This is a genomic window from Corallococcus sp. AS-1-6 (genome assembly GCF_020037015.1).
Taxonomy (GTDB): domain Bacteria; phylum Myxococcota; class Myxococcia; order Myxococcales; family Myxococcaceae; genus Corallococcus.
Genome location: NZ_JAIQDE010000001.1, coordinates 224,218 through 250,682 on the forward strand (window position 1 = coordinate 224,218; position 26,465 = coordinate 250,682).

Below are 26,465 nucleotides of genomic sequence, written 5' to 3' on the forward strand. Positions count from 1 at the left end.
GCCTACCGCGCCCGCGCCACGAACTCGGCGACGCGCAGGGCCCAGGCCTCCGCGGAGTCCAGCTCCGAGCGCGCGTCGGCGTAGCGGTCGAACGACGCCTCCGAGCCGTCCCGCGCGAAGAGGGCCGCGTTGAAGTCCCGCTGCGCCGTGGTGAGCCACTGGCTGGCGCGCATGCGCAGCCAGTTCACCACCTGCGGGGTGGGCTCCACCTGGTTCAGGTCCAACGAGGTGGGGTGCAGCTCCACCCTTTCTCCATCCTTCTCAGACTCTGGCATCACGTTCATGGACCGGATGGTTGCCATGGCCCCCGGGCCTAGCACCCGACCCGGATGGACGAGACAAACGTCGGTCCTGCACAGTTGCCGACGCTGAAATCTTCGCTGGAGGACGGAACGTCAGACTGGCGGGCTGCGTCAGATGACGCCATCCCACCCGGTGTCATGGCGACGGAAGGCGTCCCGGATGGCCTGGACGGTGGGTTCGGGGAGGGGACCCTGCTCCAGGGTGCGCGCGTTGGCGCGCAGGTTGTCCAGCCGCGTGGTGCCCACGATGCAGGTGGCCACGCCCGGGGCGAACGCGGTGAAGCGCAGCGCCAGCTCCGGCCACTCCAGGCCGTCCGTCTGGAGGGCCATGCGCTGCATCCGTTCCCAGTACTCGCCCACGTCGTGCGCGTAGGGGCGCCCCGGGAAGCGCCACGGCGCGTTGGCCAGGGGCCGCTTGGCGATGACGCCCACGCCGCGCGCCTGGGCCTTCGCCACGCCCTGGTCCAGCGAGCGCTGGTCGAAGAGGTTCACGGACGTCTGCACCACGGCGAACGCGCCGGTCTCCAGCGCGGCGTCCAGGCCGGCGTTGTCACCCGAGTACGCGGCGGCGCGCACCTTGCCCGCCTCCACCGCGCGGGTGAGCGCCTCGATGAGCCCCGGGCGGTGGAGCACGTCCGGCGGACACGAGTGGAAGTGCAGCACGTCCAGCACGTCCGTGCGCAGGCGCTGGAGGGCCAGGTCCACGCCGCGCGTGATGCACTCGGGCGTCCAGTCCTCCACGCCGGGCACGCCGTAGCCGCACTTGGTGGACAGCACGAACTCGCGGCGGCGCGCGCCGAGGAACCTGCCGATGCGCTCCTCGGACACGCCGTAGCTGGGCGCGGTGTCGATGAGCGTGATGCCCGCGTCCAGCACGCCGTGCAGCAGCGCCTCCGCGTCCGCGTCGCTCAGCGCTTCATTGCCCACGGGCCCCGCGCCGAAGCCGAGCGCGGACACGGTGAGACCGCTCTTCCCCAGGGGACGTTGAATCATCGGGTCGGGCCTTCTCCACGCGCCGCCAGGTCGATGAAGCCGCGGATCCAGATGAGGTTCACGGCGTCGCACGCATCCTGCGGCGTGGGCGTGGTGGTCTCCAGCGCGGCGGTGTACGGCACGCCCTGGCGCATGTACCAGTCGGTGACGCTGCCGTCGTGGAAGACGATGAGGCCGTGCTCGTCGGCATGGGCGTTGTCATCCACCTTGCGGCTCTTCACCACGGTGGCGTGCGCGGCGGCGGCCTCCTGCAGCGGGCGGTAGGCGGCCTTGTCCCCGAAGACGTATGCGTACGTGGCGACGCCGCCCAGGTAGTTGTCCTGGTGGAGGTCGAGCGCCGCGTCCGGGGCGGGGAAGCGCGCCAGGTCCGTGCGCACCGCGCGCGTCTCCTTGGGGCCGCCGTCGTAGAGGGCCCAGCGGAGGATGGGCGGGTCGCCCACCAGCTCGCCGCGCCACTCGCCGTGGGCGACCTCGTAGCGCATGAAGTCGTTGTTGGGCTTCTCGCCGCTGCGGTTGTAGCGGGTGCCGTCCTCGAAGCCGGATGGGTTGATGCACGGGTAGACGCGCAGGCCCACGCCCTGGGACTTCGCGTACGCGACGATGTCCGGCAGGTGCCTGGCGAGCGTCAGCGGGCCGGCGGGCTCCTCCCCATGGAAGCCGGACGTGATGACGAGCCAGCGGTCGCCCGGCACGATGAGGCGGAAGAGGGGATAGTCGCGCCCCCCTTCGTGCACCTGCCCATATTCGGAGAGCTCCCCCAGGGCCGCGTGGGAGCGGATGCGTCGTGCGTATTCGGTGTAATCCACCGACCGACCATAACCGTGCGCGTCATCCCTGCCCACGAAGGTTCGGGGTGAAACACGGAATGTGTCATGCCGAGCGCACCCAGCGCGGGCCGCGGGGTGGGTCTACTTCGCTCCGGTGTGCTCGCGGAAGTCGCTGGCGAGCGTCTGGCGCTGGGCGGGGGTGAGCGTGCGGTGGACCTCGAGCACGGCATCCACGGCCTTGTGGGCGAAGGCGCGAGCGGCGTCGATGCGCGCGTCCACCAGCGAGTGGAGCTTCGCGGCGTCGGGCGTGTCGGACGTCAGTTGGGTGACGGCCTCGGCGCGGGCGGCCTGCTGGCCCTCCATGAGGGACTGGCCCTCGTTGAGGAGGCGGTCCTTCACGGCGTGGATGGAGGAGCGCTGGGCCTCGGTGGCGTTGAGGTCATCCAGCTTGTCGTCCAGCTTCCAGGTGACCATCTGGTTGATGCGTGCCGGGTCGGGCGTGCCGCGGTGATGGCGGCCCCAGCCGAAACCGGTGAGCAGGGTGACGGCGACAACGGCGGTACCGGCGATGGCGAGCGTCTTCTTCATGGCGTGTGGCTCCAGGGGTGGGGTGCTGTTTCCCGCTGCTTGACTGGAACCAATATGGAAGCCGCCGGTTGCGGTGGTTTGAGCCGGCGGTGAAGAAGTGTGAAGGGGTCGTACCCCTTCATGGCAGGCACCCATGAAAGGTCAGTGAATCCAAGGGGTTCTAGGCTGGCCTCAAGACATGTCAGACCCCTTGGGTAGAACGCGTTTTTAGCCTGGGCTTCGTGCGAAGCCCAAGGTCCTGTGACGCCCACCTGGGCGGAGGCTCTTCATGACGAAGAAGCACAAAGCCACCTCGCTTGCCGACGCCACGCTGGAGGTTCCTGAATCTGGCTGGGCGTTCGCGGGAGCCTCTGCCCAGATTGCGCCTGCTGCCGTAACGGATCCAAGCGTGCTGCGAGCCGGACGCAATCTTACGGAAGCGGTGAGGCAGGGCGTTGCCCTGGCAGAGCCGGGGACTCGTCAGGCCGAAGAGATTGCCCGGTTGCTGCAGGAGACAACGGCCCGCAAACACGGCCTCCAGTTCGAAACGGCGATGAAGCAGGCCATCACGGCGCCAGACGTCTTCAAGGCGGTGGAAGGGCCGCATCCCACAGGGAAGGCCGCTGAATTCGTTGTTTCCCGTGCCTACAAGGATCTGCATGCGAGCCAGCACGGAGAGGTGGTCAATCCTCCGAAATCCATGGCTCCCAACTTCGTGGATGCTCGGATTTCGCCTGACTCCGCGAGCCGTCGAGACATCCTGTTCCAAGTCAAAGGGCCTAGTGGCGTTCTGCTGACCGTTCCCGGTGGACAGGTCAAGACCGGTTCTGGCCAGTACCTGGCGGACAGTCTTGCGAGCATGGCGCAGACTCCGGGATATGGCCGGACGGCCTACGTTGATGCCCGGTTTGTGGAGCCTGATGGTAGTCCGCGCGTGGCTCCAGATGGCTTCACGAAAGCGCAGGCCCGAAAGCTGCGGGAAGCGCGAGTTGTATTGCGAGGAATCCGTGAGCTGGACCGCCAATCGGAAGAACTCGTGGGGAATCTGCGCCAGTTTCGGAAAGACGGAAGCGAACCTGTGGCGCGCGCCCAGCTTCAGCGACTCCGCAATGACATCGCAGCGGCATATCGAGCCGAAGGAGTCACCTCGCGCATGTTGGGGGGCGCTGCCATCGCCGCAGCAGCAAGCATGGTTTCGTCCCTGGCGGTTCAAATTCTTTCTGATGGAAAGGTGGACCTGTTGACAGTGGCTCGTTCCGCTGCGGGAGCTTCGCTCGTTGCTGGCGCAAGTACGCTGGCCGACGCGAGTCTGTACCAGCTTGCTACCTGGCTGGGTGAAACGCCAGAAGTAGCCCGAACCCTGGCATCGCAGGGGGTCGCAGCGGGGTTCTTCGTGGTTGCCGCTGGAACGGACGCCGTTTCAGAAATGCGAGCTGTTGTCTCAGGCCGTTCTACCGGCGCTGATGCGGCGATGGGGACATCGGTGAAGGTCGTATTGGATGCCTTGCCGCTGGTTCTGATGCCCTTGGGGCTGATGGGATTGCCGCTCGCACTGGCGGGCCAGTTTGGTGGCCGGTGGCTCTTGCAGCGGTCTCGACAAGACGATGCCACCATTCGTCAGAGCTGCAACGAGGCCGAGGGCACCGCACGTCAGTTGTCTGTTCGCGTGGAATCTATCCAGCCTTCAGTTGAGCGCCTTCGTGTGATGAGTGACGAGGTGGATGAAATCCACGCTCAGTTGATGCAGGGCAACAAGTCCTCGGGGCACATCATTCAGTAGGAGAAAACAATGCCTTTATTTTTTGTGCTGATTGCAGTTGTTGGAGTTGCCTATGGCGTGGACCAGCGCGGCAAGCGAATTCAGGAGGCGGAAAGGTTCCGCCAGGCGATTCGTGTGCTTGAGTTGCGTGTGATGTCCATGGAAACCCAGATTTCTGACCTGGAACAGCGCTACGGGCGTATGTCGGCTCAATACCGGGAACTCGTTGCGCTTTACTGGCAGCAGCGTGAGGAACTGAAGCGGCGCCGGGCTGCGTATGCGGCATATGTGTCTGTGGACTAAGAACGGTGCGCTTGGTATTGGGCTTTGTTTGTTGGGCCCAATGCCAAGTTGCATTGGCAGTGGAAGTGGCATTGATGGTACGGCCAGCCCTGTCAGGCCCTTCAGGCTGGACGCGGTGAACAATGCCGTGGCGCACGCACCGCGCATGGAGAACCGTCTACTGGTCTTTCGAGATGCATCTGTGCGTGGCTCCGGCCGTGCACTGGGAGATTCGGACGGCGGCGAGTGTGGACGGTGCTGGTCGCGTTCTTGGTTCTGCTGGTGACGCTCGTCGCCGTGAGCGCCCTGGTGACGAACATAGAGATAGGCATCGAGGCGGCCAGGACCGGTGTGGATCCAAGCGACAGCGGGGGCAGGCGGGCCTGATGGAGAAGGTCGAGGCCCTGCCGTGGCCCCCGTGGTGACGGTGATGATGGCTGGCACACTGGGGCTCTGCCTCTCGCTCGCGGGTGGCTGGCTGTCCCCACGGTCCCTGCGCGACCGGCTGCGTCTGCGAGCCGGGGTGCCGCTGCCGACATGGGCCTGGGTGACGGCGGCGGTGGGCTGCTTCTCGGTGGGACAATCCCTGGAGAGCTTGGCGGTGCTCACGGGAGCATGGGGCTGGACCGCGTCGTTGAAGGGGTTGCTGGCGGCGGAGCAGGGCCCGTTGGGGACCTTCGCGCTGCTGTTGTTCTTCGGCTCGCCGGTGGCAGGCACGACGGAGGAACTCTTCTTCCGGGGCTACGCGCAGACGCGGTTCGTGGAGCGCTGGGGGCGCACGGCGGGCATCGTGGGATCCGCCGCGCTCTTAGGCCTCCTGAATCTTGATCCCATTCACGGTCTATCGCCCTGCTGATGGGCGTGGATCTGGGCTGGCTCGCGGCGCACACGGGCAGCGTGCGGCTGCCCATCTTCGTCCACATGCTCAACAACGGGGCGTCGTTCCTGCTCACCCGTTACGCGCCGCCGGCCGCAGAGTACCCGGCTTCATTACACGCGGCGCTGCTCGTCGTGAGCACGTTCCTGGCGGTGGGGGCCGTGGTGCTACTGAGACGCATCACCGAGGCCCCGAATCAAGCACCCGCCATGCTCGCGAGCGCGTGATCTCAGCGTCCGTCCCAGAACGCCATGTCGCCGTACTCCCAATCCCAGGGCACACCGGCCTCGCCCAACACGAAGCGAACGAGGTGGGGATAGGCGGGCTCCGCACGGACGTCGTTGCTCAGGATGAGCACGCAGCGGCGTCCACGCGGCAGGCACACGAGGGTGTTGCCGGTGCTGTCATTGTGGCCGTTCTTGAAGAACCCGCGTCCCTGCGGCCCGTCGAACAACACCACGCCCAGGCCCGCCGCCAGGTCCCTGCGCCGTGACTCCGGAGGAAGTTCGTCCTGGAGGGTGGGGAACTGGCTCCGGGTGGTGATGGGCAATTGCGGCGAGGTCATCCGGGCGAAGGTCTCCGGAGACAGTCCTTCACCGCTCACCAGCGCGGCGGCGAAGCGAGACAGGTCATCGAGCGTGGTGTCCATGGAACCGGCCGCGCGCACCCTGCTGCGTTCGTCGTGTGGTTCCACGCTGCCATCGAGCTTCCAGCCGTCGGCCAGGTTCTGTGCGAAGTCCGGCCGCCACGTCATGCGGGTCGTGCGCATGCCGAAGCGGTCGAACACTCGCCGTTGCATCTCCTCGCCCACGTCCAGCCCGAGTCCTCGTTCGAGCACGAACTGCATCAGGATGATGCCGTCGCCGGAGTACGAGAAGCGGCTGCCCGGAGCGAAGTGGAGCCGAAGCCGCTCATCCGGTTCAAGGAAGCCAAAGTTGGCGAAGCCCGCGCTGTGGGTGAGCAGGACGCGAGGCGTGATGTCCCGCCAGCGTTCGTCACCGGCCAGATGGGACCAGGTCGAGTAGCGGTCCTCGTCCGGGTATTCAGGCAGCGGCCTGTCCAGGTACTTCGAGATGGACGTATCCAGGTCGATGCGCTTCTCGTCCGCGAGCTGCATCACGACGTAGGCGAAGACCGTCTTGGTGATGGACGCGCCATACATCACCGTGTCGGTGCGCAGCGGTTCGCCCTTCGAGTTGCGAGCACCGTAGGCCCGTGTCGCGACGACGCGCCCGTTGTCAATGACCGCGATGGCCAGCCCCTTCGCACCGGTCGCGGACATCGCGCGAGCCGCCTCCGCATCCAGCGCGGCCACGTCGGGCACGGGAGGTGACTCACGAACCGCCGACGTCGTGGCACAGCCGCTGACAAGCAACGCACACAGACCCCAGGCGCGCAGCCTCTTCATTCGATGGGCTCCCATCCGCGAAACAGCAAGCAGACCCTATCGTCCGTACAACGCGTGCGGCCACGGTCAATTGCTCCACGGCGGCGGATTCGCGGCGTGGTCCGCACACCCTCGACGTGAGTGCGCACTGCCATGTTCCAGGTGTGCGGGCCTTGACCCCCGAGCATCGCACTTGATTGAAAGGGCGTGGCCATGATGCGTCTCCGAGCTTGCATCGCACTTCTGCTCTTTCTCGCGGCCTGCGCTACGTCGGCGCCGGGCCGGAATGAGCGAACGGTACGGAGCCCGAGGATCGCCAACCTCCAGCGCGCAGCGAAGTTGCCGTGGACTGACGGGGGACAGTGCGTCGTCCGTGAGGCTTCACAACCTTGGCCCGTGCTGGTGGAGAAGTGCTATCGGGCCCTCGACCATGACCGGCTTGAGTTCCACGACACCACGGGCAGATGCTCAATCGCTTCAGCGGATGCCGCAGCCGTGGGCATCGGATTCTGTGTGCTGGCGGCTCCTGAGATTGCCGTGGGGGCCGTGATCGTGCTTGGCGTGGTGGTAGTCGGCGTCGCCATCAAGGAAGCGCTGGAGGCATACGAACTCCGCCATGCCTACCCCGAGGAAGCAGGTACCTCCCGGGGAGCGAAGGTGGCATCCCGGGATGCGGAAGCGCAACGCGAGCCCAAGCTGAAGCCCGAACCCGCCGGACAGGACCGGCAGCCGCCAGTGCCACCTGTTCCCGTGGACCGGACGAGACGCGCCAGTTGCGAACCTGTTCCCGTTCCGCACGCGGGCGGAGATGTCCCGCATAATGAATGCGCTGACGGGTTTCCGCCGAACCGCTACCCCGGCAAGGACGTGCTCGTTGGCGGGGTGCGCTTCGATGCGCTGCAAGTCGGTGTGCGCGTGCTGTGGGAGATCAAGACCGACCAATTTGACACGTACAATGCCTTTCTACGAGGGCAGGTAGTGAAAGGGCGGGCGGTCAAGATGCGTGAAGAGCGAAACATCGCGCTGTCATGTGGATATCGCTTCGTGGTTGGGGTGAGCACCGAAGCACACAAAGAAGCACTGGAGCGTGAGGCCCCCGAAATGGAGATCGTCGTCACGGGGTGCAGGCGATGACCAGGCAAAGCACCCTTGGCATGATTGTCTACGCGCCAGCGCTGCTTGCGAGGGACGGTCGCGCGCTCGCTGTCGTCCATGGGATGGAGCGGGCCCTCCCTGGCTTGCGCCTCGATTGGAAGGTTTCCGAAGAGGGGCGTCCCATCGCTTTGCCGCAGCGCGATGCGTGGCTTTCCGAAGGGGCCAGGGATGGAGGTTTTCCTCTCGTGTGCAACGGTGACGAGAGCTTCCCTGTGATGATTTATGGGTTGAAAATACCCGCACGCCAGGCACCGGGCGGGCTGCAGTTGCTCGACGTCCATGCAGAGCTGCCTCTGGACGAGGCTGTCATCGCGGCAGCAGCGGATGTGCTTGGAATCGTGGCAGAGGGGGCCCACGCGTTTTGGGGACAAGCGACGCCATCGGACGCGGGTGTCGAGATCGCACGGCAGACACGCGATCCGGTCCACAAGCCAGGGGTTCCGCCCCGGGGGCTACCCGCACTCAAGCTGCCAGAGAAAATCCGTGCGCCTGAGATTCCACATCGCCTCGGGTGGTTGAACTACTGGTCTGCCCCGGCCGCTCGGGCCATCGGGTTCCCGGACCCGACCCGTGACGCCGAGCTGCTTTCGCGGTCACGGCGTACGGCGACGGGAGGGTGGGTCGTGCGGCTCACCGACGCACCACTCGACCTGGACAATCCCGCCCACCTGGACGCGCTCCTGTGGGCCTATGAGCGGTTCCCGGAGATCGGCGGACGTGCTGTGCCTTGACCGGGCAGGTCACTCAATGGAGGGCGGCTCGGGCTCCAGGAGGTGCGGGGGCTCCGACTGCCCTTCGTCCCGGAGCCTGAGCGCGCGGTCGATGCGCGCGGCGGCGCTGATGAGGCCGAGGTGGCTGAAGGCCTGTGGGAAGTTTCCCAATTGCTCGCGCGTCAGCGGGTGGATCTCCTCCGCCAGGAGCCCCAGGTGGTTGGACGCCTCCGCGTGCGCGACGAAGACGTCCTCGGCCTCCTGGATGCGATTGGCCAACGCCAGCGCCTCCGCCAGCCAGAAGCCGCAGAGGATGAAGCCTCCCTCCGGCCCCGCGACTCCGTCATCCATCCGGTACCGGCGCAGGAACGGGCCCGCGCCCAGCTCCGCGCGCAGCCAGTCGACCGTCCTCAGGATGTATGGATCCGTCCCCCGGAAGCAGCCCACGATGGGCAGTTGCAGCAGCGCGGCGTCTGGCTCGTTCCCTCCGTAGACCCCGACGAAGTGCTTGCGCGCCGGATCCACGCCGTTGCGCAGGATGTCCGCCCGGATGACGTCCGCCAGGGCGGCACTGGACTGCTCCAGCGCCGTCTCCCCGAAGAGCCGTGCCAGGTGCTGCCCCCGGCGCAGGGCCAGCCACCCCATGAGCTTCGAGTGGACGTTGTGCCGCATCTCCCGGCGCGGCTCCCAGATGCCGTGGTCGGGCTCGCTCCAGCGGCGGGCGGTGGTCTGGATGACGGAGCGGAGCAGCCTCCAGGTGCGCAGCGGCAGCCGCCCGCCGGAGCGCTCGTAGAGGTACGCCGCGTCGAGCAGCGCGCCCGCGGTGTCGAACTGGAACTGGTCCCTCGCGTCGTTCCCCAGCCGCACCGGCCGCGAGCCCTGGAAGCCGGCCAGTTGCTCCAGCTCCCGCTCCGGCGGCACGGAGGCACCGTCCAGCGCGTACATCACCTGAAGCGAGTCACCGCGTTGCAACGTGTCGCGCACGAAGTAGAAGAACTCGCGCGACTCATGCTGGAAGCCGAGGAGGTTGGTGGCGCGCACCGCCATCGCGGAGTCGCGGACCCAACTGAAGCGGTAGTCCCAGTTGCGAGGCCCTCCAATCCACTCGGGGAGCGAGGTGGTGGGCGCGGCCACCATCGCGCCCGTGGGGCCGTACATCAGCAGCTTCAGCGCCAGCGCGGAGCGCAGCACGTGGTGCCGCCACGGCCCTTCGTAGTGGAGCTGTTGCGCCCACTCGCGCCAGGCCTGGCGCGTATCCCGCAGGTGGTCGAAGGGCCGGTACGCGGCCAGCGGCTCCGGCCGGTCGGAATCCCAGGACAGAATCATCCAGCGCCGCTCGCCCGGCCCCATCCGGATGCGGGTCTGGAGGCCCGTGTCTCCCCGGCAGGGGTGGCCGCGCAGCGCCTCGCAGGGCCGCCACTCCGCCTCCCCGCTGAGCACGGCGACCAGCCGCTCGCCTCCCGACCCGCGAGCGACAAGGCCGTGCTCCTCCCGCTCCACCCGCGTCCGCGACGCCCCGTAACCGAAGCGCGGGTCGAAGACGATGTTCAGCTCCACCGGGCCTTCCAGACACTCGATGCGCCGGTGCACCTCGTGGACGGTGGAGCGCGGGTCGTTGGTCCACGGCATGTAGTCGATGATGCGGATGGCCCCCTTGCGCTCGAAGCGGAACAGCGTCTCCAGGACGTTGGTGTCCGGGTCGTAGCGTTGAAGACTCTCGAAGGGCCACACGACGGGGGTGATGCCGGTGATGCCACCCTTCGCGTCATCGAGGATGCCCGCGAAGACGCTCGGGCTGTCGAAGCGGGGGAAGCAGAGCCAGTCGATGACGCCGTCCGGCCGGACGAGCGCGCAGGAGCTTCCATCGCCAATCACCCCGCGGGCGGCCAGGGAGATCTCCCGGTAGGACCCCGGGTTGGTGAACCGGAAGGGGCGGGCCATCCGCCTGGCGGCGCTGTAGAGGTCCATGAGCAGGCGTGTCGCGGGGCTGGAGCGCGACCTCCCGCCCTCAAGGTAGCGACCCCTGCGAGGCGGCCACACCCGGCGGCCCAGCCGCGCAGGGGGCCCCCGCTCCGCCGTGAGCGCGGACTCGGGGCCGTGCCTACTCCCCGCCGTTCCGGACGGTGGGGGCCCGCGAAGGCGCGATGAAGCCCGAGTAGGCCATCCGGTTCGGTGAGCAGCGCCCGGGGTTGGTCACCTTGTCCGGTGTGGCGTTGCCCGTCATGGCGGCGCTGACCTCCTGCGGCGCGGAGGAGGGATGGGCCTCCAGGAAGAGCGCGACGATGCCGGTGACATGGGGTGCGGCCATGGACGTGCCGCTCAGCGTTCGGGTCGCCGTGTCATCGCTGGCCCAGGCCGAGAAGATCTCCTCGCCGGGCGCGAAGACGTCCACGCAGTCGCCATGGTTGGAGAAGGACGCCCGCCGGTCCACGGTGGTGGTGGCCCCCACGGTAATGGCCTCGGCGGTGCGCGCGGGAGAGCGCTTGCACGCGTCCTGGTTCTCGTTGCCCGCCGCCAGCACATACGTCACGCCCAACGTGATGGAGCGGCGCACGGCATCGTCGAGCGCCGCGTCCTCCCCTCCGCCCAGGCTCATGTTGGCCACCGCCGGGGACTGGTGGTGTTCGGTCACCCAGTCCACGCCCGCCACCACGCCCGCCGTCGTCCCGGAGCCCTCGCAGTCCAGCACGCGCACGGCGTGCAGCGACGCGCTCTTGGCGATGCCATACAGGTTGCCGCCCACCGTGGCGGACACGTGGGTGCCATGGCCGTTGCAGTCCACGCCGTCGCGACCGTCGCCGACGGCGTCGAAGGCGATGTCCGCCCGCCCGGCGAACTCCTGATGCGTGGGGCGCAGGCCCGTGTCGAGGACGTACACGTGCACGCCCCGGCCCTGCGTCTGGTACTGGTAGCGCTGATCGAGCGGCAGGTCGCGCTGGTCGATGCGGTCAATCCCCCACGTCGCATCGGGCTGACTCTCGTCGAGCGTTACCGTGCCATTCTGCTGCACGTACTCCACCTCGGGCGCGGCGGACATGGCGCGGGCCTGCTGCTCGCTCATGCGCGCGGCGAAGCCCCGCAGCGCGTGCGTGTACACGTGGAAGGTCTTGCCGCCGAAGCGCTGGGTCAGGCGCCGCGCGACCACCGCCGGCTGCTGCGCGGCGTCCCCTTCCTGGGGTTCATTGAGCACGACGACGTATTCACCGGAGACCGGCTTCGCGACCGTGAGGAACTTCTCGCGCACCGGTGTCTGCACGGACGCGGCGCCACGGCAGGGTGTGTCACCGGGTGGCGGTATGGGATTGCCCGTGCTCTGGCACGCGGACAGCAGGAACAGCACGCAGGCGGACGAGACCGTCCGCGACAGGAGCTTCAGCGACATGGGTCCCCCGGGGTGACACTTCCCAGGGAAGTAACGCATTCCGAATCAAAGCAGTTGCTGCCCCGCGGGGCCGCGAAACGTCCGTTCAATGGCTCAGAGCAGCCCGTCCAGGATGAGCCCACGGCGCTGGGAGTCCTGCATCTGCGCGCCGTCGTGGGCCACCACCAGGTGCAGCTCGGGCGCGGTGCGCAGCAGGTCGTGCAGCCATCGCAGTTGGTGTGCCATCGCCTGTGCATCCTCGCCGCCCAGCCAATTGGTGATCCGAGGGTGCATCCTCGGGAGCCGGATGTTGTCCTGGTGCCAGGCCACGTCACCGACGAGCAGGAACTCGCGCCCGTCGACGAGCCGCACGTACACCAACTGGGTGCCGGGCGTATGGCCCGGGGCCTTGATGAGGACCACGCCGGGACGCAGCAGGTGCATTCGCTCGTACTGGAGCGGAGTGAGTTTCGCGCGCAGCTCCGGGGTGAAGCCGGCCTCCTGCGCGAGCGGGCTTCGCAGTTGTTCGTCCGTGAGGTGGACCTTGCTCGCCACCTCGTCCAGGTATGGCGAATGCGCGATGCCCGCGCAGTGGTCGAAGTGCTCGTGGGTGACGACCGTCGCGTCCGCGCGGCGCAGCGCCTCCTGGACCCGGGTGTAGTCCGCGGCGTCGAACTCCGAGCCGGGGAACTGGTCCTGCTGCGTCTTCTCGTCGCTCACGACGTCCACCATCACGGTGCGGCCGTCGGCATAGACGACCTGGTACGCGTAGAAGTCGAAGGTGGCCTCTGCGAAGCCGCTGCCGGCCACCACGAGCGCGTGGGGCACTCCAGAGGCCCGGCTCACGTGCTGGCTGCGCAATGCGGTGGGGAGCGGCGCGCCGGTGGAGACGGCCAGGGCCCGGATGGCGCCCAGGTCGGCGTCGAAGCGCGAGGTCTCCGGTACGCTCACGTCGCTCAGTCCCACGGCCGCGACGACGACCAGCACCAGCAACAGGGCCGCGACAACCAGGCCCACGCGACGCCACAGGGTTCCCTTCATGGCGGGTATTTTGCCGACTCCCGCCATTGACCTGCGTGAAATTTCCGGGGTGTCCGCACCTGCGATTCAACGAGGGGCAGTGGAGGGCGGTAACGTCTTCCTGCCGCTGCACGCCCCTCCGGAGGGAAAGGTGCATCGCCGCCCATGCCTCCGTCCCGAGGGGCGAGGGCATGGATGCGGTGGACCAGCAGTCGCAAATCCTGCTGCGCTGGCAGTCCGGCACTTCCCAATCCCCTTACAGTGACTCGCTCGTGGATCTCGTGGAGTTGGGGTGAGGGGTGGCTTGAGACCCATGTTTAATGCGAGCTCCTATCACACGGCCCTCAAAGTCCGGTGCTGATATGGTCCAGTGGCTGCTTGCGGAGGGGAAATGAATAACTTGATTGATGGTCGATATTCACCGATCAGTCTCCTTGGTCAGGGAGGCTTTGGTCATGTCTATCTTATGGAAGATGTTGTTACGGGCAGTCGAGTTGCCCTGAAGATGCTTGCGAACGCATCCGTTGATGCCGTTGAGCGATTTCGGCGAGAGGCTAGAATTTTGAATGCCATTGCTGGGAATATGCATGTTGTTCAGATTTTGATGTTTAACATGGCGCATAGTCCGCCATATATCGTGACCGAGTATTGCGAGGGTGGATCGCTTCGCACGTGGGTTGGAAATAGAAATTGGAAAATGACTGCGGGTGCAATCGCTCATGCGTGCGTTGGGCTTTCGGTTCTGCACTCTGCCGGTGGGTTTCATAGAGATCTGAAGCCGGACAATATGCTTGTTTCGCCCGTTGGTGGTGGTGGTGTCTTGATTAAGCTTGCTGACTTTGGGCTTGCGCGGAGGCCGCTAATGTCGGATTCCCCGATGACGAGGCATGGGGCTGGGACAAACGGATATATCGCTCCTGAGGTTCTTGCTGGGGCTGAATATCAGTCTAGTGCTGATGTTTACTCTCTTGGTATTGTGGCTGCTGAGCTTTTGACGGGCGAGAGGTCCGCTCGATTGCTGAATGACGTTCAGATGCCGGCGAAGATGCGAGCCCTGATTTTGGACATGCTCTCACAGGTCCCAACGGCTCGCCCCACTGCGGCCGCTGTGGCGGCGTCGCTCAATTTGCTACTGACATCTCCGCCTCCTGCCGTGCAGTCGAGCGATTCTGGAATGAGCGGACTTTGGGCTGGTGGGCTTCTGGTCGGAGGGCTGCTGTTGGCTTTGGCGGCATTCAGCGGCGGCACCGGCGGTGGGGCGGGTGGGGGCGGTGGTGGCGCAGGAGGTGGGGGCGGTGGTGCGTGAGTGTCTTCGCTAAACGACCGCGCATGAATCCCGATCGGCTCGGAGGATAGGCAGGCGCTGGGCGCTGAAGGAAAGGGGCAGGGGCTCGCGCTGTTCGGCCTTGTGTGCGCAAGTACCGGATGAAGAAGCGAGCCCTGCCTCAGGGAAGGAAACAGCTACGCCTGCGATGTCCTGACCGCAGGCGGCTGATTCGCTGGAGAGAGAGGACTAGCTGCCCGCTCACCCTGCGGCGGTGCATGGCGGTAGCGAAGGTGGCCAGTGGTCAGTCACGGGCGCAAGCCGCGCGGCAGCCGCTGTGCGCCACGTCCACGGTGGTGTCCGCGGTTCAGCGCTTTCAGCGCTCAGGCCGAGAAGGCCTCTTGGACGGGCGCGCTCAGAATGGGCAGCGCAAAGTGGACGAGCGATTCCGGCGGACGTTGTGCCGGGTGCTGGAAGGGACGCCGCAAGCAGTCCGGTTGGCGGCGCACGACGTGAACGCGCGAGTTGCTGGTTCGCGAGGTGGAGAGGCGAGGCCGGGTACGCGTCTCGCCCGCGACGATGGGACGCGCACTGGCCTCGATGGGAGCCCAGAGAAGGCGTCCGCGTCCCGTGGTGCGCTGCCCTCGGCCGGAGCGCCGACGCCGATGGCGCCTCTGGCAGTTGAAATGCCGTGCGGCCTTCGCCCGGCCCGGCGAGCCCGTATTTTTCGAGGATGAGATGGACGTGCCCCTCAACCCGGAAATCGGCCCCGACTGGACGTTGCCTGGACAGCGCGGAGAGGTCGTCACCCCGGGCAACAACCAGAAGTGTTTCGTGGCGGAGGAGCTGGATGCGAGCATGGCTCGGGTGACTTGGGTGCAGGGGGAGAGGAAGACGAGTGCTCTCTTCATCGACTTGGTGCGCGCCGTGGACGCCGCCCATCTCAGAGCGAAGCGTCTGCATTTCATCCTCGACAACGCCGCCACCCACTCCAGCAAGAAGACGCGCAAAGGCGCTGGAGGCACTGGGTGAGCGGCCGGTGCTGCACTTCCTGCCGCCGTACTGCCCGGAGGGCAACTGGATTGAGCGCCTGTGGTGGGACGTGCACGCCAACGTCACCCGCAACCATCGCTGCAAGAAGATGGAGGCGCTCATGGCAGAGGTGGACGCCTACCTCGACGCGCGCAACACGCAGAAGACGGCCAGCCCCTTGCTGCGCGCCGCACCTGCTCGACGCGCAGCGTGAGACCGTTCGAGAATTACGAGCGATCGCTTAGGACTGATCAGAAGGGAACAGCCCAGCGCGTCCCCGTCTAGAGTTGCCTGAGAATATCTGGACGCTCATGTGCGGCCTGAGCACCTCGGGCGGATCGATGTTCTCCACAATGATGAATTGACCAACCTCGCTCAGACTAGCAAGGTGCTCAAAAAAGTAGTCCTTTAGCGGGCTTCGTGCGACGGCCTCTTCGTCTTCGGCGAGTTTTCCGCTCTTGGACCGTAGGGGGTCCCGATACGTAAGGAGTGGGGTATCGAGGATGAGGAACCCCGGATGAGGGAGGTTCCGCTCCTTGCAAAATAGGAGGAGCGCCACCTTGAAAGCAGCATGCGTGATCGCGCGGACTCCCTTCCCGTTAGCGCGACGCTTCTTTCCATCGATGATCAGGTCTTGACTCTTCTCATCGAAGGATACGTGGCACTTGCCAGGAAAACGCCATGCACGAAGAACATCACTGACGACTTGAGCGAAGTCATGCGAGGCCGTTCCTTCGCTTGCGGTCAAAGGACTGCGCGCCCTGCGCTGCACTTTGGCTCGTGCTAGTTCATCCCGCTTTTGAATAAGTGCGTGCTTTTGTTCTAGGAGGGCTAACCCGCGACTTGTTCGCTCCCGCGCATTGAGCAAGTCCGCAAAGAGGTTCTGCTTCCCAGAAACCTGCGGGGTAAGGCTGTCCACTTCAGCCTCAATCTGCGAAAGACGGGCTCTCGCAGCAGGGAGTGCCTCGGTCAGAGCGGTCTGCTCATGCGCGAGCGCCGCCATCGTTTTTGTCAAATCGGCTCGTTGGCGGCGGACCTTATCCGATTCGACAAGGGCTGCAGCGCGGATGCTCTCAATCTCGCCAAGCGGATGGACGTGTTTCTGCTCCGTAGTGGCGGCACCGCACAACGGACAGTCCTTTTCTCCATCAAGCGGGAGGATAAATCCGGCTTCATCTAGCGCTTCGAGGCGTTCGATGTCCGATTGGTAGATTTGGTCCAGTTGGCCGAACCGAGCCAGGTTTGCTTGTACCTCTGCCAATCGTTGTTCGTGGCGCGTAAGGTCAAGGGATGCGTTACGTTTCTCGGCAAGTAACCCTCGAATTGAGCCCTGTGCAGCTTGCAACTCAGCCTGGAGAGCATCGAACGGTGTCACTAACTTCTCGTGCTGCGCATCCAGTTCGGCGGCGTCTGGATAGTTCTCAGTGAGGTCCACATCAATGGCAGCGAGCATTGCGTCAAAGACCTCAATTTTTGCAGCGGTCGAGGTCTTCTGGGTTTTTATGTCCGGAATAGGCGTGATGGCGCGATCGTCTATCCCTGTAAGAAGAAGTTTGAAGACACTTCGCTCTAGAGTTTTCCTTGTGTTTTGCCCGCTGTGGATCGGCGATGCTTCACTCCACATAGATGTTTCGTCCACAATGCAGTAGCGCGCGATGTCCCGAAAGCTCAGGCTTTTCTTGGCGCCATTCGCATCGATCACAAGCTGGCGGTCCGTCAAGCCAATGAGCGCAAGCAGGAACTGAGAGATGTTGTCGTCCCGGTCTGAGTCATGATTGGGAGCAAGGCGGCGAAGTTCGGTAACGGGCTCGTCTCCGCTGGAGAGGCCCGCGACCAATTGAATAGCGCCTCCAGCGAGCGCTCGGACCAATGTCGAGTCAGCGAGATTCGGGGCATTGAGGCCAAGCCACGCCCGGTCGTAGCCAACTCGCTCCTCTATATCTGGGAGTTCGCTCCCAGCGCCAAGTGCAAAGTCCACAGTCTTGACGGTGAATGACTTGCCCGTGTTTGAAGCTCCCAAAAGCAGGTTGAGCCCCTCGCTGAAATGCAGCTTGGCAGGTGGCTTTTCTGGTCCCGTGTATGAGAGGTGGCGGAGTAGCAGTCGCGAAGTCACGCGCTTGGGCCCTCCGAGCCTGAACTCCCTTGAAATTCGACAGCCCAGCGACCGACCTTGTCGGCCACGTAGCGTTCGATCGTGCTGTCGTCCATTTGAGCCAAATGGCCCATCAGCCACCGAGCACGTTCTTGCAGGCGCTGGGCGTAAGGGGTTCTCAAGACTTCAACGAAGGCGGGAGCGTCGTCGCTGGCTTGGTAGCGGATGCCGTAGGTGTCCACTGTGGTGTCCACAAGGTGCAAGCGCCGCATGAGGTTCAGACCTTGCTGAACCGTCCGCCTGCGTACGAGCAATTCTCCGGTACGCTCGGGGATGTCTGGGTGGAGGCTCGGAGGCCCGTTAAGGTCTGCCGTGTGGACCACGAGGTGATCGAACCAAGTGAGTTGGAGGAGATCTAGAGGCCGCGGATGCGAGGCTTCAAGAATGAAGACCGCGCGAACGCCGGTTTCTAGTGCGCTGTTGAAGGGGCGGGGCCCGGCGCGGCGCCGCCCATCACTCACTTGTTCCACTTGAGTCGCTCCTCATTCGCGAAATGGTGGCAGTAGCCCTGCTTGATAGGTACTCGCGCATATTTGGCGAGAGGTCCTGAGGGTTGGACGTTTGCGGCCTGAGTCATCACCGCTTCGACCCGTTTGAGGGTCGTTGAGTGCACAGAACCGTGAGTGTCGATGACACCGTGGAAGATGTCGTCTTCAAGTTGGTCCAAGCTTTCAGGCGCCGTGTTGTCTCGATAGAAACGCTGGAAGGCGTCGGCCTCAAAAAAGCGTTCGCGTTGTCGCACGAGGTGCGGCCCATGGGCCGCATGGCTCGCGACTTGTTCGTGAGTTGCGTATACGCAGTTATCGCACTGCCCGTACACGTCAAGTAGTTGGCGAATGTAAGGGGTTTCTTCGACCTGAACTTCCGTCGGCACAGAGCCTTTCGGAGGGGGGCCGGGGTCGTCGCCAAAATGCTTCGCAAGGACCGGCTTGATGCTTGGGTCGACGAGCATCTTGTCAAGCGAGATGACGTGCACCCGGCTGAAGTCGTAGGCCTGGATAAATTGCTCAAGCGCAGGAACCAGCGGGATCTCTTTGTCCTCTGCGATTTTGCTCATGCAGTGCGCCTCCCAGTTGGTCAGGAGCGACTTCTTGAGGTCGCTGGGTTTGTAGACCAGTTCTTGTAGAGGCCGATTGATGCCGCGAGGAGCAACGAAGTAGTAGTTGCGAGGCGTAGTGAACTGCCCCTTGAATGCGTAAAAGAGCAGTTTGCCTAACTCAAGATGGGCCGTCGCAGGTCCAAGGCGCTCGCGATACTGCTTGCACTGATAGTTGTCCCAGTGTCCTTCATGGCGAGCCGCGCTACAAAATCCAACGACGTCACGCCCAAGATCTCCCGAGCCGGAAAAGCGCTCGACCTCAAAGTACCCTAGGTGCTTTGCCCGTTCGGTGACCCAGTCGTAAACGAAGAGTTCGAGTTCCTCGCCGACTAGCTCCAGGATTCTGCGGTCGTTCCGGATCATTTATGGGCTGGACCATACTCGACGTCGGGGGCATCGCCGTAGTCCCATGTTGGCAGAGCCTTTAGCCCCTATTCCAGTAGCGACGAAGGTCGGACATCTGCCGGGTTGAAGAGGCACGGGGACGCGGCCATGGGGCAGTGAAGAAGGATGACGGCTGGCGGGTGCCGGACGAACTTTGGCGACGCATCAAGCCGCTGCAACCGGCCCGTTCAGAGCATCCGTTGGGATGCCATAATCCGCGAGTGCCCGACCGGCAGGCCCTGGACGTGATTTTCCTGGTTTTGCGCACTGGGATGGAGTGGGGCGTGTTGAAGGCCACTGGCTTGTGCCATCCGTCCTCAGCCTATCGACGTTTCCGGGAGTGGTTGCCCGCCGGTGTCCTCCGCGAGTTCGGGCGCTAAGGGCTACTGGCCTACGACCACTTGGCGAAGATTGATTGGATGTGGCTGGCGCTGGACGGCACTCAGGGTAAGGCGCCGCTGGTTAGGTTTCTCGGTGATGAGGTCCTTCTCCTCTCACTCGAACCGGGGCGGTAGCATCGGCCGCCATGGATTCACCTTCCGACCTGCCCTCCGCCGCCCATTCGCCGGTCCCCACGTCGCCGCTGCGCGTGTGGACGGTCCTGGTTTCGTTCGCGCTCCTGGCGACGGCAATCATCGTCGGGGGCGTCATCTCCGCCAGCATCGCGATGGCGATGGAGATGTTCCGCACGGGAGTGAAACCCCAGGACACGGCAGCCATCCAGGCCCTCACGGAGGGACTCAGGTCGATGCCCTGGCTGATGGTCGCGGCCGTGATGACGTCCAGCCTCTCGGGGTTGGTCGCCGCGCTCATGGGCGGGTTCTTGTCTCCCATGCCGTTGATGCAGCGGCTGCGCCTGGGCGCGGGAGCACCGCTTCCTGCATGGGCCTGGGTGGCCGCGCTGGTGGGCTGCTTCACGATGGGACAGGCGATGGAGAGCCTGTCGGTGCTCGTGGGTGTATGGAATTACGGGGCGTCGCTCAAGGGATTGCAGACCGCGAGCCAGGGCTCTGTCGCGACCTTCGCGGCGTTTCTGTTCTTTGGCGCGCTGGTCGCGGGCACGGCGGAGGAGCTCTTCTTCCGCGGGTATGTGCAGACGCGACTCGTGGAACGCTGGGGACGCACCGCGGGAATCGTGGGAGCCGCGACGCTCTTTGGCATCCTGCACTTCGACCCCATCCACAGTCCCATGGCCCTGCTGATGGGCCTGTTCCTGGGCTGGCTCGCGGAGCGCACGGGGAGCCTGCGGCTGCCCATCTTCGTCCATGTCTTCAACAACCTGACCTCGTTCCTGCTGTCCCGCTATGCGCCCTCCACCACGGAGCTGCCGGCGTCCGTTCACGTGACGTTGCTGGCGGCGTGCTCGCTGGCGTTCGTGGGAGTTTTGATGGCGCTTCGGCGGGTGGGGGCCCGGCCGTCAGAGCCCGTGCTCGCAGGGCCCTGAACGCAGCTCAAGGGCCCACGGCACCACGAGCTTCGCCCGTCGCATCCGGCAACTCCGCCGCGAGCTTCGCCCTCAGCGTGGCCACGATGTCCGGATGGTCACCCGCCACGTCGCGCACCTCTGACGGATCCGACACCGTGTCGAAGAGCTGCACGCGCACCCCATCCGGCGTGGGCAGCTCCAACAACTTCCACCGTCCCAGATACAACCCCCGGTGCCGCGCCCGGCGCACCGGCCCCTCCCACTCCGGCTTGAGCGCGATCTCCCCCGTATCGCCCTCCACCATCGCGATCTCATACAGCCACGGATACGGCATGCGCACCGTCTGGTACGCCTGCCCATCCCGGTCGCTGAACCACACGTCCGTCTCAATCAACGCGGGCACATCCGGCAGCGCCCTGGGCTCCGGCCCCGGCCGCGCGAGCGGCGCCAACGAGCGCCCCCGGAACGACTCCGGCGCGGGCACGCCCAGCAAGTCCAACACCGTCGGCGCCACGTCCAGCGACCGCGCCCGCTGCGTCACCTGCCGCCCTGACGCCACCTGCCCGGGCAGCCGCACCACGAATGGAATCCGCAGCCCCGCGCTGCCCCACAGGTGGTCGCCGTGGCCCTGGCCCAGCCCTTCATCCTCCAGGTGCTCGCCATGGTCCGAGACCAGCACCACCAGCGTGTCCTCCCACCGGCCCCGCCGCTCCAGGTCCTCGCGCACGTTCCCCACCAACCCATCGAACGTGCGCACCCCCGCGTCGTAGTTCGCTCCCAGCGCCGCGACGTCCTCCGGCGTGGTCGCGGGCGCGTCCGGATCCACCTCCATCCGAGGCGTCGCCCCGAAGCGCCACGGCCCCCGATATCCCCGCTCCACGTACCTGCCCTCCAGCGGCCACGGCGCGGCGTACGGGAAGTGCGTGGACGACGCGAACACCACCAGCGCGAACGGCGCGTCCTCCGGCAACCCGTCCAGCACGTGCCGCACCCGCGCGCGCAGCGGGGCAGGGTCCGTCAGCTCCGGGAACTCGCCCCGTTCCTTGAACAGCCCCGGCGCCAGCGCCGTCCACGGCAGCAGCGCCACGTGGGTGATGAGCATCCGCTGCCGCACCAGGTCCGGGAAGCGGAAGTCCGGCGCGGACACCTTCTGGAACCCATACGGGAACCGCGAGAAGTGGTCCCCCGCGTAGTCCGCCACCACCGCCGTTCTGTACCCCTGCGCCTCCAGCGCTGTCGCCAGCGTGGTGAGCTTCGTCTCGCGCGCCTCGCGCCCCACCAGCGTGTGCACCACCGGGTGCTCGCCCGCGTACTGCGACGTCAGCAACGTCGTCCATGACGGCGCCGTGCGCGGCACCTGCACCACCGTGTCATGGAAGCGCGTCCCTTCCTCCATCAGCCGGTCGATGTTCGGCGACGTGGACCGCGAATAGCCGTTGCCCGACAGGTGGTCCGGCCTGAGCCCGTCCGACGCCAGGATGAGCAGGTTCGGCCGCGCACGCCCGGCGGACTCCGGCCCCGGCTCCGCCCGCGTCAGCCCCAGCCCCGTGAAGCCCGCCACCGCCGCCGCGGCCGTCACGCCCCCCAGCACGCCGCGCCAGCGGGGTGACTCCGCCAACCCCCGTCCCACCACCGCCAGCACGCTCAACACCGGCAGCACCAGCGCCGCCATGCCCCAGCCCGACGGCTGCGTGCCGCTCAGCCCCCGCAGCACCGCCGCCGTCACCTCCGAGCGCGCGTACAGCGTCGCCGCGTACAGGTGCGGATGCCGCGCCATGTCCGCCGCCACCAGGAAGCCCTCCACCACCAGGCACCCCAGGCCGCTCAGCCAGAACACCGCGCGCCGGCTCCGCTCCGCCGCCCACAGCCCGGCCCCCAGCAGCGCCCCCAGCACCAACCCCACCACGCAGTACGCGCCAATCAGCCGCGCCACCTGCCACAGCACCATGCTCCGCCATTCACTCCACACGTACTCCGTGACGACGCGGCTCTCGTTCCCCTGGTAACCCAGTTGCATGTTCAGCAGGGCACAGAGCGTGTAGAGCAGCAGGAAGACGAGCAGGCCCGCCCGGCAGCCCAGCAGGAGGGCGCGAGCGCGCGTCGGCGGTGTACGGGCGGAGGTGGGCATCCTGGGGCAGCGTGGTCACGAATCCCACGGCGGCCACCCCACGCCCGCGGGGAGTGCCCACGCCCGGACGGACGGGGGGCCGGAATTCCGCTCCGGGTGTCTCCCGGGCCGGTTTTCCGGGCCCCGCACGCGCCCGTCCCGCTTGTTTCCTCCGGCCCCGTCACTGGACTGGCGAGCAGGGGTTGCGGGCTCTAGTGTTCAGGCGCCTCTTTCTTCACCGGGAGCCGGAACGCCCATGTCCTTTACCCACCTTCACCTCCACACCCTCTATTCGCTGCTGGATGGGGCCATCCGGATGAAGGACCTCATCAAGACGGTGAAGGAGAAGGGCATGTCCAGCGTGGCCGTGACGGACCACGGCAACATGTTCGGCACCATCGACTTCTACAAGAAGGCCAAGGACGCCGGCATCAAGCCCATCCTCGGCCTGGAGGCCTACGTCGCGGGCCCCAAGGGGCGCGAGGACCGTTCCGAGAAGGTGGCCCACCACCTCATCCTCCTGGCCAAGAACGCGGAGGGCTACGCGAACCTGCGCTACCTGTCCTCCACCGCGTACATGAACGGGTTCTACTACCACCCGCGCATCGACAAGCAGGTGCTCGCGGAGCACAGCAAGGGCCTGGTGGGCCTCACCGCGTGCCTGGGCGGTGAAGTCACCAGCGCGTGCTTCCGCGGCGACATGGACCACGCCCGCCGCGTGGCCGCCGAATACAAGGGCATCTTCGAGCCGGACAGCTTCTACCTGGAGGTCCAGTCCAACGGCATGGTCGAGCAGGACAAGGCCAACGAGAACCTCAAGCAGTTGTCCCGGGACCTGGACATCCCGCTCGTCGCCACCGCGGACGCGCACTACATCAAGCGCGAGGACGCCAAGGCGCACGAGCTGCTCATGTGCATCGCCAGCGGCAAGACGCTGGCGGACAACAAGCGCCTGCGCCACTCCACCGACAAGCTCTACGTCACGAGCCCGGAGGAGATGCTCGGCTTCTTCGCCGACTCGCCGGAGGCCGTGCACAACTCCATGCGCATCGCGGAGATGTGCAACGTGGAGCTGAAGCTGGGCAAGCCCATGCTCCCCACGTTCAAGGTGCCGGACGGCCACACCCCGGACACCTTCATGTCGGAGCTGGCCTACGAGGGACTGCGCCAGCGCTTCAAGGAGCTGGAGGGCCAGTACCCCATCGACCGCGAGCAGTACCAGGCGCGCCTCACGCTGGAGCTGGGCGTCATCCAGCGCATGGGCTTCTCCGGCTACTTCCTCATCGTTCAGGACTTCATCAACTGGGCCAAGGACCACAACATCCCGGTGGGCCCGGGCCGTGGCTCCGGCGCCGGTTCGCTCGTGGCCTACGCGCTGCGCATCACCGACCTGGACCCCATCCCGTACAACCTCCTCTTCGAGCGCTTCCTCAACCCGGAGCGCGTGTCGATGCCGGACTTCGATATCGACTTCTGCCAGGACCGGCGCGACGAGGTCATCAAGTACGTGGGCCGCAAGTACGGCGAGATGAACGTGGGGCAGATCATCACGTTCGGCTCGCTCAAGGCCAAGAGCGTGCTGCGCGACGTGTGCCGCGTCTTCGGCCTGCCCTTCAGCGAAGGCGACCGCATCGCCAAGCTGGTCCCCGAGGTCCTCAACATCACCTTGAAGGAGGCCATCGAGATGGAGCCTCGCCTCAAGGAGATGATCGAAAAGCCCCAGAACATCGGTGAGGTGGAGGGCAACCCCGTCACCACCAAGGACGTGCTGGAGATCGCGCTCGCGCTGGAGGGCCTGCACCGCCAGCCCGGCATGCACGCCGCGGGCGTGGTCATCGCGGACAAGCCGCTCTGGGAGTTCGTGCCCGTCTACCAGCCGCCCGGCGAGAAGATCCTCATCACCCAGTTCGCCAAGGACGAGGTGGAGGCCGCGGGCCTGGTGAAGTTCGACTTCCTCGGCCTGAAGACGCTCACGGTCATCCAGCACGCGCTGGACCTGGTGAACCGCAACCACGGCAAGGACATCAAGCGGCACGAGATCCCGCTGCACGACGAGAAGATGTGGCAGTTGATGGCGGAGGGCGACACCGCCGGCGTCTTCCAGATGGAGTCCAGCGGCTTCACCGAAATGGTGATGAAGCTCAAGCCGACCTGCTTCGAAGACGTCATCGCCGCGGGCGCGCTCTACCGCCCGGGTCCGCTGGACTCCGGCATGGTGGACGTCTTCATCAACCGCAAGCACGGCCGGGAGAAGGTGGCCTACCCGCACCCCAACCTGGAGCCGGTGCTCAAGGACACCTACGGCGTCATCGTCTACCAGGAACAGGTGATGCAGATCTCCCAGGTGCTGGGAGGCTACACCCTGGGCCGCGCCGACCTTCTTCGCCGCGCCATGGGCAAGAAGAAGGCGGAGGTCATGCAGGCCGAGCGCGCCGGCTTCCTGGAGGGCTGCAAGAACAACAACGTGGACCTGAAGGTCGCGGGCGAAATCTTCGACCTGATGGAGAAGTTCGCCGAGTACGGCTTCAACAAGAGCCACTCCGCGGCGTACGGCCTGGTCACCATCCACACGGCGTGGCTCAAGGCCCACTACCCGTGCGAATTCATGGCCGCCCTTCTCACCAGCGAGAAGGACAACACCGACAAGGTGGTGAAGCACATCGGCGAGGCCCGCGAGTCGGGCACGCAGGTGCTGCCGCCGGACGTGAACCAGTCCGACATGGCCTTCGGCGCGGTGGAGGGGAAGATCCGCTTCGGCCTGGGCGCCATCAAGGGCGTGGGCGAGGGCGCCATCGAGTCCATCCTGGAGGCGCGCAAGGAGGGCCCCTTCAAGAGCCTCTTCGACTTCTGCGAGCGCGTGGACGGCCGCCGCGTCAACCGCAAGGTGCTGGAAGCGCTGGTGAAGGCCGGCGCCTTCGACTTCGAGAAGCGCCCCCGCGCGCAGCTCTTCGAGACCATCGAGCGCGCGATGAACCGCGGCTCCTCCAGCCAGAAGGACCGCGCGGCGGGGCAGAGCTCGCTCTTCGGCATGCTCGCGGGGCCCGAGTCCTCCGGCGGCGGCCTCAAGGACGACTACGCGCAGGTGGAGGAGTGGCCGGAGAAGGAGCGCCTGGCCTTCGAGAAGGAGGCCATCGGCTTCTACGTGTCCGGCCACCCGCTGTACCAGTACGAGAAGGAGCTCAAGCGCTACGCGCGGCCCATCACCGCCGTGCAGCGGGCGCGCCGCGACGAGAAGCTCACCGTGGCGGGCATCATCACCGTGCTGCGCGAGCGCCCCACCAAGACGGGCAAGCGCATGGCGTGGGTCACCATCGAAGACCTGTCCGGCTCCACGGAGCTGGTGTGCTTCCCGGGCAAGGACGGCACGCGCAACGTGATGGGCAAGGACGGCAAGTGGTCCAAGCAGGGCCCCAAGCCGGGGTACGAGCACTGGGAGCACCTGCTCAAGTCGGACGACCCCATCCTCGTCACCGGCACCGTGCAGATTTCGCAGCGCGACGAGAACACGCCCACCGCGGAGCTCATCGTCGAGGACATCCAGAGCCTCAAGGCCGTGCGGGAGAAGCGCACCAAGCGCCTGGAGCTGCGGCTGCCCGCGGACATCGTCACGGAGGAGCGGCTGGCGAAGCTCAACGAGCTGGCGAAGAAGTACGCGGGCGCCACCCCGGTGGCGGTGAGCGTGCTGTTCCCCGGGGAGGCGGAGGCGCATATTTCCGGCACCACCCTCAAGGTGCAGGTGAACGACGATTTGCTCCTCGCGGTGGACCGCCTCTTCGGGCAGAAGGTCGTCGAGTTCGGCTGATTTCGAAAGGAAGCGACTC

Annotated in this window: 24 protein-coding genes and 1 pseudogene; 13 read left to right on the top strand and 12 right to left on the bottom strand. The window is 65.9% G+C overall.

All coding sequences use genetic code 11. The annotated features are described in order from the left end of the window. Positions 1-2: 2 nt before the first annotated feature. The 4 genes from K8612_RS00970 to K8612_RS00985 form a co-directional block, all read right to left on the bottom strand. Positions 3-245: a FruA-associating protein, FapA gene (locus K8612_RS00970; RefSeq protein ID WP_223740078.1), complete on the bottom strand. Its 243-nt coding sequence runs from the start codon at positions 243-245 to the stop codon at positions 3-5. A gap of 168 nt (positions 246-413) precedes the next feature. Next, positions 414-1,295 (bottom strand): aldo/keto reductase, encoded by an 882-nt coding sequence (locus K8612_RS00975; protein WP_223740077.1) that lies wholly within the window; start codon positions 1,293-1,295, stop codon positions 414-416. Continuing rightward, positions 1,292-2,101: a hypothetical protein gene (locus tag K8612_RS00980; RefSeq protein ID WP_223760952.1), complete on the bottom strand. Its 810-nt coding sequence runs from the start codon at positions 2,099-2,101 to the stop codon at positions 1,292-1,294. The genes K8612_RS00975 and K8612_RS00980 overlap by 4 nt, the downstream gene beginning before the upstream one ends. Positions 2,102-2,203: 102 nt before the next feature. Next, on the bottom strand, positions 2,204-2,650 hold the full coding sequence (locus K8612_RS00985; RefSeq protein WP_223740075.1) for a Spy/CpxP family protein refolding chaperone: 447 nt from the start codon (positions 2,648-2,650) through the stop codon (positions 2,204-2,206). A 268-nt stretch (positions 2,651-2,918) separates the two neighbouring features. On the opposite strand from K8612_RS00985, the gene K8612_RS00990 reads away from it, so the two are divergent. From K8612_RS00990 to K8612_RS01005, 4 genes are all read left to right on the top strand, one after another. Further along, positions 2,919-4,409 carry a hypothetical protein gene (locus K8612_RS00990; RefSeq protein ID WP_223760953.1) on the top strand — a complete coding sequence of 497 codons (1,491 nt, stop codon included), beginning with the start codon at positions 2,919-2,921 and terminating at the stop codon, positions 4,407-4,409. 9 nt (positions 4,410-4,418) lie between these two features. Beyond that, the gene (locus K8612_RS00995; protein ID WP_223760954.1) at positions 4,419-4,691 is read left to right on the top strand and encodes a hypothetical protein; all 273 of its coding nucleotides are present in this window, start codon (positions 4,419-4,421) and stop codon (positions 4,689-4,691) included. Between the two features lie 388 nt (positions 4,692-5,079). Next, positions 5,080-5,526: a CPBP family intramembrane glutamic endopeptidase gene (locus tag K8612_RS01000; protein WP_223760955.1), complete on the top strand. Its 447-nt coding sequence runs from the start codon at positions 5,080-5,082 to the stop codon at positions 5,524-5,526. Next, on the top strand, positions 5,526-5,774 hold the full coding sequence (locus K8612_RS01005; protein WP_223760956.1) for a hypothetical protein: 249 nt from the start codon (positions 5,526-5,528) through the stop codon (positions 5,772-5,774). Before K8612_RS01000 ends, K8612_RS01005 begins: the two co-directional genes overlap by 1 nt. A gap of 2 nt (positions 5,775-5,776) precedes the next feature. Here the strand turns inward: K8612_RS01005 and K8612_RS01010 are convergent, their stop codons facing one another. Then, entirely contained in the window at positions 5,777-6,871 is a 1,095-nt protein-coding gene (locus tag K8612_RS01010; RefSeq protein WP_223760957.1) for a serine hydrolase domain-containing protein, read from the bottom strand. Positions 6,872-7,150: 279 nt separating this feature from the next. Between K8612_RS01010 and K8612_RS01015 the strand changes: the two genes are divergently transcribed. Both K8612_RS01015 and K8612_RS01020 read left to right on the top strand, forming a co-directional pair. After that, the gene (locus K8612_RS01015; RefSeq protein ID WP_223761168.1) at positions 7,151-8,068 is read left to right on the top strand and encodes a DUF6310 domain-containing protein; all 918 of its coding nucleotides are present in this window, start codon (positions 7,151-7,153) and stop codon (positions 8,066-8,068) included. Then, entirely contained in the window at positions 8,065-8,820 is a 756-nt protein-coding gene (locus K8612_RS01020; RefSeq protein ID WP_223761169.1) for a DUF5953 family protein, read from the top strand. Before K8612_RS01015 ends, K8612_RS01020 begins: the two co-directional genes overlap by 4 nt. Positions 8,821-8,829: 9 nt before the next feature. Here K8612_RS01020 and K8612_RS01025 read toward each other — a convergent pair whose 3' ends face one another. The 3 genes from K8612_RS01025 to K8612_RS01035 all read right to left on the bottom strand — a co-directional run bounded on the left by K8612_RS01025 (position 8,830) and on the right by K8612_RS01035 (position 13,201). Then, entirely contained in the window at positions 8,830-10,767 is a 1,938-nt protein-coding gene (locus K8612_RS01025) for a glycoside hydrolase family 15 protein (protein ID WP_223760958.1), read from the bottom strand. Positions 10,768-10,900: 133 nt separating this feature from the next. Then, on the bottom strand, positions 10,901-12,181 hold the full coding sequence (locus K8612_RS01030) for a S8 family peptidase (protein ID WP_223760959.1): 1,281 nt from the start codon (positions 12,179-12,181) through the stop codon (positions 10,901-10,903). Positions 12,182-12,274: 93 nt separating this feature from the next. Further along, on the bottom strand, positions 12,275-13,201 hold the full coding sequence (locus tag K8612_RS01035; RefSeq protein WP_223760960.1) for an MBL fold metallo-hydrolase: 927 nt from the start codon (positions 13,199-13,201) through the stop codon (positions 12,275-12,277). A 370-nt stretch (positions 13,202-13,571) separates the two neighbouring features. Here K8612_RS01035 and K8612_RS01040 point away from each other — a divergent pair, with 370 nt between their 5' ends. The 4 genes from K8612_RS01040 (at position 13,572) to K8612_RS38725 (ending at position 15,690) form a co-directional block, all read left to right on the top strand. Then, entirely contained in the window at positions 13,572-14,486 is a 915-nt protein-coding gene (locus tag K8612_RS01040) for a serine/threonine-protein kinase (protein WP_223760961.1), read from the top strand. Between the two features lie 236 nt (positions 14,487-14,722). After that, positions 14,723-15,181 carry a helix-turn-helix domain-containing protein gene (locus K8612_RS01045; protein ID WP_223760962.1) on the top strand — a complete coding sequence of 153 codons (459 nt, stop codon included), beginning with the start codon at positions 14,723-14,725 and terminating at the stop codon, positions 15,179-15,181. Position 15,182: 1 nt separating this feature from the next. Then, positions 15,183-15,476 (top strand): transposase, encoded by a 294-nt coding sequence (locus K8612_RS38720; RefSeq protein WP_255671289.1) that lies wholly within the window; start codon positions 15,183-15,185, stop codon positions 15,474-15,476. A 7-nt stretch (positions 15,477-15,483) separates the two neighbouring features. Then, positions 15,484-15,690, top strand: a complete 207-nt coding sequence (locus K8612_RS38725) for a transposase (RefSeq protein WP_373692069.1) — start codon at positions 15,484-15,486, stop codon at positions 15,688-15,690. A 27-nt stretch (positions 15,691-15,717) separates the two neighbouring features. On the opposite strand, the gene K8612_RS01055 is transcribed toward K8612_RS38725, so the two are convergent. The 3 genes from K8612_RS01055 to K8612_RS01065 are packed head-to-tail and all read right to left on the bottom strand — an operon-like array spanning position 15,718 to position 19,090. Beyond that, positions 15,718-17,589, bottom strand: coding sequence for a hypothetical protein (locus K8612_RS01055; RefSeq protein ID WP_223760963.1), 1,872 nt, complete (start codon positions 17,587-17,589; stop codon positions 15,718-15,720). Then, positions 17,586-18,098 (bottom strand): ABC-three component system middle component 2, encoded by a 513-nt coding sequence (locus tag K8612_RS01060; protein ID WP_223760964.1) that lies wholly within the window; start codon positions 18,096-18,098, stop codon positions 17,586-17,588. Before K8612_RS01060 ends, K8612_RS01055 begins: the two co-directional genes overlap by 4 nt. Continuing rightward, positions 18,086-19,090: an ABC-three component system protein gene (locus tag K8612_RS01065; protein WP_223760965.1), complete on the bottom strand. Its 1,005-nt coding sequence runs from the start codon at positions 19,088-19,090 to the stop codon at positions 18,086-18,088. The genes K8612_RS01060 and K8612_RS01065 overlap by 13 nt, the downstream gene beginning before the upstream one ends. Before the next feature lie 161 nt (positions 19,091-19,251). On the opposite strand from K8612_RS01065, the pseudogene K8612_RS01070 reads away from it, so the two are divergent. Together K8612_RS01070 and K8612_RS01075 are read left to right on the top strand one after the other, a co-directional pair. Next, a pseudogene (locus K8612_RS01070) lies at positions 19,252-19,572 on the top strand (transposase); the annotation flags it as partial. 65 nt (positions 19,573-19,637) lie between these two features. After that, entirely contained in the window at positions 19,638-20,555 is a 918-nt protein-coding gene (locus K8612_RS01075) for a CPBP family intramembrane glutamic endopeptidase (protein ID WP_223760966.1), read from the top strand. Between the two features lie 7 nt (positions 20,556-20,562). Here K8612_RS01075 and K8612_RS01080 read toward each other — a convergent pair whose 3' ends face one another. After that, the gene (locus tag K8612_RS01080) at positions 20,563-22,665 is read right to left on the bottom strand and encodes a sulfatase (protein WP_223760967.1); all 2,103 of its coding nucleotides are present in this window, start codon (positions 22,663-22,665) and stop codon (positions 20,563-20,565) included. 235 nt (positions 22,666-22,900) lie between these two features. Here K8612_RS01080 and dnaE point away from each other — a divergent pair, with 235 nt between their 5' ends. Next, complete coding sequence (dnaE, locus tag K8612_RS01085; RefSeq protein ID WP_223760968.1) at positions 22,901-26,446, top strand: DNA polymerase III subunit alpha; 3,546 nt, start codon at positions 22,901-22,903, stop codon at positions 26,444-26,446. Positions 26,447-26,465: the final 19 nt, after the last annotated feature.